Genomic DNA, 13,815 nt, shown 5'->3' on the forward strand with positions numbered 1-13,815 from the left:
AATGTAAATAATTTCATATTCATCCTTATTTTTCGAATGAAGAGTTTTTGAGTAACACACTAAATTTGCAGCTCAGCATTAAAAAAATTAATTAGCATTACTGGAATACAAAATTGATATAATATAACATACCTTTAATTGTAATTTAGTAAGATTATTAAATGATAAATAAACTGCCCGTCACAGTGTTATCAGGTTTTTTGGGGGCTGGTAAAACCACTGTACTTAGCCATATTCTTAATAACAGGCAAGGTAAAAAAGTGGCTGTTATAGTTAACGATATGAGCGATATAAATATCGATGCAGCCACTATTAAAAACGATGTATCGCTCAATCACAGTAACGAAAAGCTCGTTGAAATGAGCAACGGTTGTATTTGCTGCACCCTACGAGAAGACTTACTTGTTGAAGTGGGCAAACTTGCCAAAGATGGGCGTTTTGATTACCTCGTTATTGAATCAACCGGTATTTCTGAGCCATTACCTGTAGCCGAAACCTTCACATTTGCCGATGAAAATGGCGTATCACTGGGTGATATTGCCACCCTTGATACCATGGTAACGGTGGTTGATGCCGTTAACTTTTTAAACGACTACGAACAAGCAAATGATTTACAAGATACTGGCGAATCGTTAGGAGAAGACGACGAGCGAAGCGTAGCCGACCTACTTGTTGACCAAGTTGAATTTGCCGATGTAATCTTAATTAGTAAAACTGATTTAATTACAAACGATGAATTAAATAAACTCACTGCCATTTTAAATACGCTTAATACTCAAGCTAACATTATTCCTATTTCAAACGGCCATATTAATATTAACGAAGTGCTAAACACGGGTTTATTTAATTTTGAACGTGCCCAACAAGCACCGGGGTGGCTTAAAGAAATGCGTGGTGAACATATTCCCGAGACTGAAGAGTATGGAATTAGCAGCTTTAATTACACTGCGCGCCGCCCATTTGACCCAGAAAAGTTTTATAACTTTCTTCATAGCACCGAACAATTTGGCAAACTTATTCGCTCAAAAGGTTATTTTTGGTTAGCAACACGCCCTTTATTTTGCGCGCAGTGGAGCCAAGCAGGCGGTATAGCTCATTACGGATTTGCTGGTATGTTTTTTAAAGCCATCCCCCAAAAAGACTGGCCTACAGAGCCTGAACTGCTTGCTGACATAAATAATAAATGGGTAGAACCCTTTGGTGACATGCGCCAAGAGCTTGTGTTTATTGGTCAATCATTAAATAAACAAGCGATGATTAAAGCGCTTGATGACTGCCTACTACCAGAAGATGCGGTACTTAAGGGTAAGGACTTTTGGAGAACCTATAACGACCCGTTTCCTATTTGGGAGGAAGAGTAATGAATGCCCTAGCCCCAATAACTGCGCAAATAAAGCCTGCGGAACCGCTGTACCGAAAAGCAGCTAAAGAGTGTGACGCCGATGTATTGCCACAAATTTATAACCAAGACACTAACATTGTTATTTGGCAAAGAGACCTTGAGCAAACATTAACAAATGCAGTTAATACTCTCATTAGCGCAAATGCTTTAAAGCCACTAGAACTTGCGGTATCGCCCGATGATGCGTTTGATCAATTAATAAAAACGCTTAAGCCAGAAGATAATAACCGCGATGAAGTTAAAGCGCTGTGTGAAGATATCGCACTGTTGGTTGAAATGTTTTGCTGCCTGTTTGATTTAAAACGCGCCGGTTTAAGGCTAAAAATATTAGATAAACCCATGTGCCCGCGTTTTCATGTAGACAAAATTCCGTGCCGGCTAGTGACTACCTATCAAGGTGTTGCTACGCAGTGGTTAAATCACAGCGATGTAAACCGCTCAAAGCTAGGTACTGGTAATTTAGGTAGACCCGATGAAGAGTCTGGCTTATTTAAAAGCCTAAATAATATTAATCAACTCAAGCAAGGTGATGTTGCCCTGCTTAAAGGCGAGTACTGGGATGAAAACGAAGGTGCAGGGCTTGTACATCGCTCACCAGCGGTGGCTGCAAACGAGCAACGCTTATTACTTACGCTCGATTTTATCTAAAATTTGTTGTGGTGATAAACGCTAAGCTAGTACGCGTTTATCACCCTAGCGATTACTTCGTACAAACCTTGTGTATTTACAGGTTTAGATACAAAATCGTCCATGCCCACACTTAAACAGCGCTGTTTATCGTCTTCGTAGGCATTAGCGGTAATTGCAATAATGGGCACATGTGCCTTAGTGTTTGCTTCGTTAGCACGTATTGTTTGTGTACATTCGTAACCATCCATATTTGGCATTTGGCAATCCATTAAAATTAAGTCAAAGGTGTTACCCTTAAGCACTTTTAACGCTTCAATTCCATCGTTAGCCATTGTAAGTTGTATATGAGTTGGCTCTAACATTTTTGCAATTACTTGGCGGTTTATGGGGTTGTCTTCTACCAATAGTAATTTTTTGCTACCAAGATCAGGTACTGATTGCGACTTTACTGCGGCTGTGGGCTCTATAAACTCAGCTTTAGGCGCATTAATGTAAAACTTGAGCATGCTGCCTTTACCGGGTTCACTATTTAAAGATATTTCACCCTGCATTTTTTTAATTAACCCTTGGCTAATGGCCAAACCTAGCCCGGTACCGCCATATTTACGCGCAACACCTACATCAGCTTGAGTAAACTCACTAAACAATAACGATTGCTGATCTTTTTCTATGCCTATGCCGCTATCAGACACACTCACAAATAATTGCTGGCCACTGTAATCAAACGATAAACGCACAAACCCGCGCTCAGTAAACTTATACGCGTTAGATAATAAATTAATAATAACTTGGCTTAAGCGTAAATCATCTACGTTAATACAATCTGGCAAGGTGTTACTACACTGAACTATAAACTGCACATCGTCAGAGCTTACAATGGGTGAAAACAACGATTTAATATTTTCGATAAACGGCGCTAAGTTTGTTGGGCGCGGGCTAATTTGCATTGCATTAGCCTCAATTTTAGAAAAATCTAAAATATCGTTTAAGATTTTTAATAAGTTTTGAGCACTTTTTTGTTGCGTATCTAAAAGATCTCTTTGCTCGTCGGTTAACGAACTATCACGCAGCAATACTTCACCCATGCCCAAAATACCGTTCATTGGGGTGCGTAGTTCATGACTCATATTTGCTAAAAACTGCGATTTAGCCACATTAGCTAAATTAGCACGCTCTACTGCTTGCTTAAGCTTGTTAGTTTGCTCAGCAACTTGTTTTTCTAGCTGCTGGTTAAACTCACTGAGTTGTTTGTTTAGGTCTTGGTTTTTTATATTTGACGCTTGCAGGTTTTCTATTGAATGCTGCAGCGCAGTGGCTAGCATTTCAAACTGCTGTTGTAGTTGCAATACTTCTTGCCAACTTGAATCTGTATTAAAAGTATGTTTTTTTGATTTATTAAAGCTTTGCATTAAATTAGTTAAACCACTAATTGGCTGCACTAATAAGTTTGCAAGTTGGCGTACAAACAGCACCACCATAATAATTAGCATAGCGCCTAGCAAGATACTTGGCAGCCATGCTTTAGCTACAGCCATACTCAAATGTTTACGATTATAAAAAGTGATTACTTGCCATTTGCTCTGCGGATTAACATATCTAGAACTATGGTAAACCTCATTATTATTGGAGCGAAATAAATTTTTATCGCCCATATTACGCGTATTAAAACCATCTTCGTTAAAGTCGGTTAATATTTTAAACTGCTCAAGCGAGCTAAAAACCACTTTTTGCTTATCATCCAGTACAACTAATTCGCCAGTATTTTCAAATAAATTAGGAATAAACTGCTCTAATCGTCCAAGCTTTAACGACCCCTCTACTACGCCGAAAAACTCACCATCACGATAAATAGGTGCCGACAGCGCAACAATGGCTTCATTGCCAAGCCCTCGACCTTGAAACACACCACCGCTATAACCGAGAGGATATTGCTTAGCCTGATTAAAGTACTCGCGATCAGTGACATTACGCTGCGCCTTAGTTAACCCCGCTATAAGGTTATTAGGCGACGTTATTTCAACGTAGCCGCTAGGGTTTGCATACAAGCTTGTAGCAAACCCTGGAAATAGATTCATTAGCCTTTTTAACTGCTGTTCACTATCTGTGCCCGCGCTTATGGCGTCGCTACTCATTACAATGGCATTTTTATGAAACGTTAAATAATCACTTAATTGAGTGCTTATATATTTGGCTTTTTCTTCAAGCTGGGCGTCTACCTCATACTCTAACCGAGAGTGGTGATCGTTCACTAAAATTACACTGGTAAGCAGTATAACCAATATAATAATAACGCTTACAACATAGCTAAGAATGCGAGCAAGAGGCCTGCCCTGATAGGCACGGCTGGCGTGGGGTACAAATACACTAAATAAATCAACTAAAGCTAAGCTAATTAACGCATTTATGAGGTACTTTGATATTGCAACAACTAGCGTTAACCATGGCAGACCAATAAGGAACTGCCCTATTCCCCAAATTATAGGTAAACCAACTAACAGCCAAAAAACAGTACCAAGAGGGAGTATGGGTTTAGAGCGGCGTAAACAAAAAGTGTAAAGCCAAAAAAGCTCGAGTAAATAAACAATACTCGGCCAGCAATGCCCCCACCTATAAAGTAAAAAGCCAGATACGATCGCAAGGCTTAAGCACGCATAACGCAGCCCAATAAACACTAAGCTACATAATACAAATACTTGTCCAAATAAAAACTCAGAACTGTCGAAAAAATATAACGGCGAGAGGTTAACTAAACCCCCTAGCAACCCTAATAAAACAGCGAGTGTCCACTTACTTCTTTGAGGCATTACTTCAACCCTAGAGTACTTTGTTAACACGCAGTGTTAAATTAATATAATTGCTACATTATTGCGTACAAGTTAAAAGTTGTCTAGCGAGAAAAGGAGCTGGAAACTATTAGGTATTATGGATTAATTTAGTGAAAAAATATAAATATTAAGGAGTTAGCGATATACACCCAATGTTGCTTGAAGTATAAGTTGGCATAACCAAACTCGGTTTTATTGGTCCACAGCGACAAAAGTGAAGCGTAAGTTGACATAGAGTTGAATCATAAAATGGCATAAAGTGACTGGTTTTCTTAAATTAAAAGCTCCTGATACCAAAGCCAGTTTTTTAATGCTAAAAAATTCCGATTAATTTAGTAGAAATAGATATTTCTCATTAAGACTTAAACACCGTTAAGTTTCAATTTTTGATGGTGAAGAAAATGATTGGATAAATTTTATGGGATATCTATGTCGATGACATGACGTACCGATTCGCAACGAACGATTATATTAACACATCAAGAATAGTGGAAATATCACCTCAGAACCAGCTAATCAAAACAGTCAGTGGTAGCCTTTATCAAGTTATTGGAAAAGGAAAAAAGCCGAAGTGCAAATGTGAGTGAGCCATTTAACAATTTGGTTAATGCTAAATTATGTCATCTTATGCTTCTTGTTTATGCCATCTTTTAGTACAAATATGTCAACTTATACTTCAAACAACACCCAAATGAGGAATTTGGGTGGCAGTCTTACCAGCCACATCTCGGCACACACGTCACAAACTGTGGCTGCTCCCTTCCGGGCCTGACCAGGTTCGCCTGCTAGTGTTGCGAGAGGACCAATAAGACTACCATTGAGGGCCTTGGTTGGCGCGGGAAGGATTATCTCTACTTTTGCTCTGTTATTCAAGGGATAATCTAAAAAGAAAGTGCGATTGCATACTTCATATACAATCGCGACGTGTTTAGCTGTTTTAGTGCGTATTAATTGTTCTCTAACTGCGCTTTTATATTACGAAGTGCTGCTTTTACTTTTTTCATGTTTTCTGGACCCATACGTAAAAGCTGTTTTTGCGCAGCAGGTAATTGCTCCCACTCCGAAAACGCATACTGATACGTCACTGAGTCGCGAAGTAACGGCAAGTCACCTTCAGGCTCTGGCGTATCAAGTAATAAATCGATTGCATCGGTTAGCGTTTGATTAAACTCATCATCTCCATAACCAATTTCACTGTATGCATTATTTATAAGTGGCTTGTACTCTTCGTACATGCGAACGGCTTGCGCTGCACTCATACTGGTAAATATTTTCACATACGGGGTATAACGCTCGTAGCTGTTAGGGTTAATTGTGAGGATATCCCCTTCATTAACGCTAAATTTCTCTTCTGGCTGTACAACAGGCGTGTGCTTTTTAGCTACCTTACCTTTAGCTAGGTTATCTACAAATACAACACCACGGCGAATTACATCGTCGGTCACCATTAGGCTCATTACTGAGTCGCTTAGGTACTCATCCATTTTAGCAACCACAACTGCATCACTTTCGTTAAGTGTTGGTAGTGGCTCTACTTCAGGCTCCGGCTCACTCGGGCTTTGTGCTGGTACTTCAAGCTCGGCTGGTTTTTCTGGCATTACAGATGGCGCGTCTACCACTGGGTCATTCTCGGGTTTAAGCTCCATCATAGGTTGCTCTTTAACTGCGGGCTCTACCTCAGTGCGTGTTTCTTGCTCGTCACTTGGTGTGAGCAATACGAAGGCGGCCGCACATGCTACGACTATTAAAATAATAACGGCGAAAAGAATATTGTTATTAGGTGGACGTTTTTGAACATCTGATGCTTCTGGTTTATCTGACATACGAACTCCATAAAAATTAAAATGCGATATCACTTAGAGTACGCTAAGTGGATTAAATTCATTCTTACACAAATACTATGACATTTTATAATACGGCAATTATAGCAAAGTAAGTTACCTACTAAATTGGGTGATTAAATAATGTAATAAGCATTAGGGCAGTTATCCTTTGATTCTTCTAGCTTAAAGACTTACAGTTAATAAATAAAGTAAAGACGTAGAACAGTTTAACCACCAATATGAAAATCAAGCAAGTTGATCCACAAAAACCTAAAACTGCCTTATTACTTACAGGTGGTGGCGCACGAGCTGCTTATCAAGTCGGTGTGCTAAAAGCGCTAGCTCATAGTATGCCTCGTACTGCTCCATTGCCATTTAGAGTAATAAATGGCACCTCCGCTGGCGCTATTAACTCTGCTGCATTGGCATGTTACGCTTCTTGTGCGCATTTGGCTGTACGAAAGCTCGAATCAGTTTGGAAAAACTTTTCAACCTCTATGGTCTATAAAAGTGACTTTTTAAGCGTGTTTGGTCATATTGCTCGCAATATCTTAACGAGCTTTCAGTCAGAGCATATTAACCACCCACCAGCGAGCTTACTAAATAACCGCCCTCTGCGTAGTTTATTAAACGAGATTTTAGATTTACACCGCATTGAGCGCAATTTACACCGTAATTATTTAGATGCGCTGTCTATTACAGCCTCAAGTTATACAACGGGTGACTCGGTTGCATTTTTTCAATCTAATACGCAAACATCGTGGCAACGCGCTAAACGCGAAGGCCGCGCAACTCGTATTAATGTTGAGCACTTAATGGCATCAAGTGCCATTCCTATGGTGTTTCCAAGTGTAAATATTTATAACCATTACTTTGGTGATGGCTCTATACATCAACTTTCTCCGCTGAGTCCGTCGATTCATTTAGGCGCTGAAAAAATATTTATTATTGGGGTAGACCAACCTAAAGAATTACACCCGCCGGGTTATTCGCCGCATTATCCTGGACTCTCTGCTGTTGCGGGGCATTTACTCGACAGTGTATTTACCGACACTATGCAATCGGATTTAGAGCGCTTGGCTCGTGTTAACCGAACATTAGGGCTATTACCCGCTCGTGACAAACATCAAGAACTTAAACAAATAGATACCTTTGTAATTAACCCATCGCAAAACTTTAATGCTATTGCAGCGCAGTATTACGATGATATGCCTTGGGCTATTAAAGTATTGCTACGTACCATAGGTGTTAAAAAACATTCGCAATCGAGCTTAACCAGTTATCTATTGTTTGAAAAACGCTACACCCAGCATTTAATGCAAATTGGTTATGAAGACGGTATGAAAAAATTACCGGAGATACGCAAGTTTTTAGAACTAGATTAAGCCCAAACAGAAACGTTATTCTATTCCGTCGAGCAGGTAGTGCTCTACCCGCTCAACACGCCTTGGTTTACCTTGTAACACTAAAACGTCATTAGCCAATAAGGTTGTTTGTGCTGATGGCGTGTCTATTTCGGCCCCTTCTCTGCGCAGTGCTTTTACCAGTACCCGACGCTTTTCTAAATTTAAATTTTCGATTGTTTTATTAACTGCATAAGCTTTATCAGGCAGAGCAACCACATGTAAGTACTCTAACCGGTCACTTGATGTATCTTCGTTATCTTTAAAATAGCCTGCATAAAAGCTTTGCATTAACGGATAACGATTACGACGCTCTTTACTTACTCTTCGCACAATACGCGTCATCGGTACTCCCGACATAGACAACACATGCGACACGAGCATTAAGCTTGCCTCTAACGACTCAGGTACTACTTCGGTTACACCTAGCTCTTTTAAATAATCTAGCTGGCTATCGTCACGGGTACGAATGAGTATTTTAACATTGGGTGCTATTTGCTTTATGGCATCAATAACAACCTGTGCGTGATCAAACTCTGTAAAAGTAATAATAACCAAGCGAGCTCGCTCTACTCCTGCGCACTTTAAAATATCTTTTTGTTTAACATAGCCAAATATGACAGGCTCACCTGCCGCTTTGCCTTCTTGTACTAAAATTGGGTTACTTTCAATCGCAACATAATCAATTGCTTCGGGCTTTAAAAAACGCGCTATAGTTTGCCCAACTCGCGAAAAACCACAAATAACAACATGGTCGCTATAAAGCGTACTACTTTGTGGCTCACTCTCGAGCGCCAAACTTGGGCGATCGAGTATGCCTAAACGCTTTAAAATAAATGGCGTTTTATCAATCAAAAATGGGGTAAATGCCATTGAAAGCACACCAAGGGCAATTAAAAATGAAGCTTGCTCTGAATTTAATAATTGATGCTGGCCAGCGAGTGCAATAAGTACAAAGCCAAACTCCCCCATTTGCCACAGCATAATGCCACAGGCGAGTGAATCTTGGTTTCGCTCATGCATTAGCCGCGCGCTAAATGCTACCACTGCAATTTTTAATACCAGTAAACCCAGCAAGGCGCCAATAATTATTACGATATGTCCTAGTACAAATAAAATATCTAGCTGCATACCTACAGTAACAAAAAATAGCCCCATTAAAATATCGCGAAATGGGCGTATATCGGCCTCTAACTGATGCCTGTAATGGCTCTCACCTAACATCATTCCGGCTAAAAAAGCACCTAGCGCCATAGACAAGCCAAACATATACGTTAAAAAGCCTGCAAACAACGCGACTAATATGGTGGTAAGTACAAATAACTCATCGGTTCGTACTTGCGCTATTTCTTTAAACACAATAGGCAATACCCATTTACCAATTGCCCAAAGAAGCACACATACAAATGCGCCTTTACTTAGGGCAAACGCTAAAGCCCAGCCAATACTTTGAGAGTCACTTGATGCAAATAAAGGAAGTATTATTAATAAAGGAACAACAGCAATATCTTGAAAAAGCAGCACACCAACGGCTAATTGCCCACGGCGCTGATTAAGCTCACCCGTTTCTTTTAATAACTTAACAACTACGGCGGTTGAAGAAAGCGCCATAATTGTGCCGATGGTAAAACTGGTGAGTAATGAAAAATTTAAGCAATATAGAATAATAATGAAGAGTAAACTGGTTATACCTACTTGTAATGAGCCCAAACCAAATACTAGATTTCGCATTGCCATTAGCCGAGAAATAGAAAATTCTAGCCCTAAACTAAATAACAAAAACACAATACCCAGTTCAGCTACAAACTCTATTTCGTGAGATTGTGCAAGCCAGCCAATACCATGACTACCGGCTAAAACCCCCGTTGCTAGGTACGCTAAAATAGGCGGCAAGCCAATGCGCTTAAAAAACCACACAAAAAGAACTGCCGCGACTAATAAGCCAAAAATTTGAGCATTAATACTTTGCAAATGCAGCCTCGCGTTTAAATTAAACTAGTAGCTTGTAAGTAAATATAACAACCATATGTTTTTCATGCAATTTTAAAATGTGGCACAAAAATAGCTTGGTTATTGCAAAGTAACACCCTCGGGGGAGAATTTAATGGAAAACGTCCATATTTTGACGCAGCGTGTGTCTGGTCGCGGTGATTTTTTGCCGTTTTCGGCTGAACAATCACCTACAAATGAAATAACTGAAACGCATGAACTCGTCGCAGAGCTACAAACAAGCTTAGTGATCGAGGATGTTCTGGCTATTTACGCTAAATTTGCAAAACAATTGCTCAATTTTTCTGGATTGCAGTTTCAATCAACTTTAGGTACTGCTCAAACATCACAAAGTGATACAAATAGTACACCCTATATTTTTGATTTAGCGATTAATAAAGACCACTTAGGGCAGCTAATTTATTTTAGTAAATTCCCGCTTGGTCACGCAATTGAGAAAAAATTACATACATTACATACTGCGCTGGTTTATCCACTTCGTAATGCGATGATGTATAGCCGCGTACTAAAGCTTGCCACAAAGGATGCGTTAACCGGTTTAAATAATCGTAGTCAATTTAATGACTTTTTACTTCAAAAGCTTGAAAACTGTCGCCGTTATCAACGTCCATTTAGTTTAATGTTGCTTGATTTAGATAACTTTAAACAAGTTAATGACAACTTCGGCCATAAAATTGGTGACGATACACTTAAAGAATTTTCAAAAGTACTGTGTAGTAGTATACGCGGCACTGATTCGGTATTTAGATTTGGTGGTGATGAGTTTGCTTTACTTATTGAAGACCCTGAGTTTACAACTAATAAAGTGATTGCTGAGCGGATAATGTGCTTAGTAAGAAAATCGCCATTAATGTCTAAATACAAAGTAACAACTAGTATTGGTTTTACTTTAGCTAACAGCCAAGACAGCGAAACTGAAATATTTGCTCGCGCCGATAAAGGTTTATACAAAGCAAAAGCATCTGGTAGAAACTGCGCAAAAGCATATTAGTCTTTACTTAGCTGCATTAAATAAAAAGCCTAGCTTCCCCCGCTAGGCTTTTTATTTACCAATTTATAAATAAACAAAGCAGCACAAAAACCAAAAAAGAATCCGCTAATTAAATTAAGTAATGCGGTAATAGTAGCAAGCGGTGTAAATAACACTAAAAGCAGTGGCAGGCTCACGCCTAAAATAAAAAACAATCCACCTTTACCTAACCAATAAGCTAATAAAAGCACTGCAGATACAATTCCACCCGCAACTGCATAACCTAGCGTAACTATATTTAGCTCAAGTGAAATATTAGCAATAATAGCTATAACGGCCGTTATTAGCATACCCATTGGCGCTTTAGTAACTAACGACAAACCAACATGCGGCTGTTTACTCATTTATTTACACTCCCAAAAAATACCATTTTCATCAACATGCTTAGCACTTATAAATAACCAACCACTTGAACTAATTCATCATTATAAAAAATAAGTGGCACACTGGCGCGTAGCCACGGCGCTATTTTTGCATCTTTAAACCAATGCTTAACTGTATTACTACCAGGCTTTTTAAGTGGTTTAATACGTGCGCTATTGCAATTAAAGCGCACTATTACTTGCTCATTTGAGTGTGGAGGTCTTACTCCAAAACCAATGCTTTTAATTAATAAGCGCCCGTCTGCAAGTTTTAGCTGTGAATGATTTAGCTCAATATCTGTTAATACTTCACTCGGTGTTACAAAATACAAATAACCTTGATGACGACGTATTTGCCCATCGAGCAAATCAATACGCATTTGCGCGTCGTTTTTTGCGCACATTGCTTGATTAATAATTTGCTCAAGCTGCTTTTGCGATGGCATGACTTGTGTAAATAATGCAAGCCACGCACGTACTATATTTGCAATACGCGCTGAGCTGTATTCACTTATTTGGCTAATGCACAGTGCTTGGTGCTCGTTAATACACTTATTTAAATCAAGCTGAGTGTACTCATCAAGTAGTGTTTGCTGCTGTTGTAGTAGCTCAATACTTCGTGCTGTACATTGTTCAAACCCAGTAAAACGCTCGGCTAACACAGGTACTATTTTTGAGCGTAAAAAGTTACGGTCAAAACTTTCATCTGTATTAGAGTCATCGGTTATGTGGCTAATACTAAACTGCGCTGCAAACGCTTCTATATCGCTGCGAGCTACATTTAGTAATGGTCTAAAACATATACGCCCACTTTGCAGAAAGCGCTCTTTATACATAGAACCAAGCCCTTTTAAACCTGAGCCACGCTTTAAGCGCAATAAAAACGTTTCCACTTGATCGTTTAAGTGTTGGCCCAGTAAAATAATGCTGCCTTGTGGGCTTAGTTCATCAAGTGCTTTATAACGGGCGTCGCGTGCTTGGGCTTCAAGACTTGTGCGCGACTGCTGCTCAATTACAACTTTTGCGGCTTTAAAAGGCACATCAAGCTCAATACATATGTTTTTGCAAAAGCGTTGCCAGTCATCGCCATACTGGCTCAAGCCATGGTGAACATAAATAGCCGATACATCAATTGCAGGGTTATCGGCCCTTAAAGCACGCATTAAATGCAGCAACACCACAGAATCAACACCACCAGAAAGCGCCACAGTAAAAACAGTGTTACCTTGCTCAATATAGCTATTTAGTGATTTTTTTAATTGCTGATAAATTGCTGTTGTATGCATATGGCCGCACTTTTATATAAAAACTCTGAACATTTTAAAGCAAAAAAGCCGCATAAGCGGCTTTTTTTAACAATTAATGTGTTTAGCAATAACCAAACGACATTAAACGTTTGTAACGTTGATCAAGCATTTCTTCAAGCGTAAGCGCTTGTAAGTCTGCTAGGTCACGCTTAAGACGTACTTTTAAGTTACGTGCCATAGCATCGTAATTACGATGTGCACCACCTAGAGGCTCATCAACTAAGTTGTTGATTAAGTCTAGCTCTTTAACGCGCTCTGCGGTTACACCCATTGCTTCTGCTGCAAGCGGTGCTTTGTCAGCGCTTTTCCAAAGAATAGACGCACAACCTTCAGGCGAAATTACAGAATAAGTGCTGTACTGCAACATGTTAACTCTGTCGCCAACACCAATTGCTAATGCACCACCTGAACCGCCTTCACCAATAACTGTACATATTGTCGGCACTTTAAGTGACGCCATTACTTTTAAGTTACGTGCGATTGCTTCAGATTGACCACGTTCTTCAGCGCCAACACCTGGGTATGCACCTGGTGTGTCAATAAAGGTCATGATTGGCATTTTAAAACGCTCAGCCATTTCCATTAAGCGTAATGCTTTACGGTAACCTTCTGGCTTTGGCATACCAAAGTTACGTTTAATTTTTTCAGCAGTATCACGACCTTTTTGTTGGCCAATAACCATTACTGGTTCGCCATCTAAACGCGCAATGCCACCTAAAATAGCTGGATCGTTAGCAAAAGTACGATCGCCAGCAAACTCGTCAAATTCCGTGAAAATGCGCTCGATATAATCTCGAGTGTATGGACGCAACGGATGACGTGCTAACTGTGATACTTGCCAAGCGCCTAAATTAGAAAAAATCTCCTGTTTTTGTTTGGCACTTTTTTCTTTTAATTTGCTGACTTCCTCTTCTAACTCAAGGTCTAATTCGCCAGCGCGGCTGATACTTTGTAATTCTTCAATTTTTGCTTCTAATTCTGCAATTGGAAGCTCAAAATCAAGATAATTGAGGCTCATGCTCT

Annotated in this window: 9 protein-coding genes, 1 other RNA gene and 1 pseudogene; 4 read left to right on the forward strand and 7 right to left on the reverse strand. The window is 39.6% G+C overall.

Going from position 1 to position 13,815, the window contains the following annotated elements:
- The first annotated feature begins 161 nt into the window (after positions 1 to 161).
- Positions 162 to 1,361, forward strand: coding sequence for a zinc metallochaperone GTPase ZigA (zigA, locus tag H5115_RS08880; protein ID WP_182682318.1), 1,200 nt, complete (start codon positions 162 to 164; stop codon positions 1,359 to 1,361).
- The gene (locus H5115_RS08885) at positions 1,361 to 2,050 is read left to right on the forward strand and encodes a DUF1826 domain-containing protein (RefSeq protein ID WP_154903567.1); all 690 of its coding nucleotides are present in this window, start codon (positions 1,361 to 1,363) and stop codon (positions 2,048 to 2,050) included. Before zigA ends, H5115_RS08885 begins: the two co-directional genes overlap by 1 nt.
- 26 nt (positions 2,051 to 2,076) lie before the next feature.
- Here H5115_RS08885 and H5115_RS08890 read toward each other — a convergent pair whose 3' ends face one another.
- The 3 genes from H5115_RS08890 to H5115_RS08900 form a co-directional block, all read right to left on the reverse strand.
- On the reverse strand, positions 2,077 to 4,836 hold the full coding sequence (locus H5115_RS08890) for a response regulator (protein WP_154903568.1): 2,760 nt from the start codon (positions 4,834 to 4,836) through the stop codon (positions 2,077 to 2,079).
- 732 nt (positions 4,837 to 5,568) lie between these two features.
- An RNA gene (gene ffs, locus H5115_RS08895) (signal recognition particle sRNA small type) lies at positions 5,569 to 5,665 on the reverse strand.
- Positions 5,666 to 5,804: 139 nt separating this feature from the next.
- Positions 5,805 to 6,680: a DUF3014 domain-containing protein gene (locus H5115_RS08900; RefSeq protein ID WP_039484317.1), complete on the reverse strand. Its 876-nt coding sequence runs from the start codon at positions 6,678 to 6,680 to the stop codon at positions 5,805 to 5,807.
- Positions 6,681 to 6,919: 239 nt separating this feature from the next.
- Here H5115_RS08900 and H5115_RS08905 point away from each other — a divergent pair, with 239 nt between their 5' ends.
- The gene (locus H5115_RS08905; protein WP_002958292.1) at positions 6,920 to 8,065 is read left to right on the forward strand and encodes a patatin-like phospholipase family protein; all 1,146 of its coding nucleotides are present in this window, start codon (positions 6,920 to 6,922) and stop codon (positions 8,063 to 8,065) included.
- A gap of 15 nt (positions 8,066 to 8,080) precedes the next feature.
- On the opposite strand, the gene H5115_RS08910 is transcribed toward H5115_RS08905, so the two are convergent.
- Complete coding sequence (locus tag H5115_RS08910; RefSeq protein ID WP_024596261.1) at positions 8,081 to 10,054, reverse strand: monovalent cation:proton antiporter-2 (CPA2) family protein; 1,974 nt, start codon at positions 10,052 to 10,054, stop codon at positions 8,081 to 8,083.
- Between the two features lie 133 nt (positions 10,055 to 10,187).
- Here H5115_RS08910 and H5115_RS08915 point away from each other — a divergent pair, with 133 nt between their 5' ends.
- Complete coding sequence (locus H5115_RS08915; protein WP_182754854.1) at positions 10,188 to 11,084, forward strand: GGDEF domain-containing protein; 897 nt, start codon at positions 10,188 to 10,190, stop codon at positions 11,082 to 11,084.
- Positions 11,085 to 11,113: 29 nt separating this feature from the next.
- Here the strand turns inward: H5115_RS08915 and H5115_RS08920 are convergent, their stop codons facing one another.
- From H5115_RS08920 to accA, 3 genes and pseudogenes are all read right to left on the reverse strand, one after another.
- Positions 11,114 to 11,467, reverse strand: coding sequence for a hypothetical protein (locus tag H5115_RS08920; protein WP_182754856.1), 354 nt, complete (start codon positions 11,465 to 11,467; stop codon positions 11,114 to 11,116).
- Positions 11,468 to 12,771 (reverse strand): annotated as a pseudogene (gene tilS, locus H5115_RS08925) (tRNA lysidine(34) synthetase TilS). It lies immediately after the preceding gene.
- Positions 12,772 to 12,853: 82 nt separating this feature from the next.
- Entirely contained in the window at positions 12,854 to 13,810 is a 957-nt protein-coding gene (gene accA / locus H5115_RS08930; protein WP_002958297.1) for an acetyl-CoA carboxylase carboxyl transferase subunit alpha, read from the reverse strand.
- Between the last annotated feature and the right edge of the window lie 5 nt (positions 13,811 to 13,815).

Origin of the sequence: Pseudoalteromonas sp. SR44-2 (assembly GCF_014163745.1) — a bacterium.
Taxonomy (GTDB): domain Bacteria; phylum Pseudomonadota; class Gammaproteobacteria; order Enterobacterales; family Alteromonadaceae; genus Pseudoalteromonas; species Pseudoalteromonas distincta.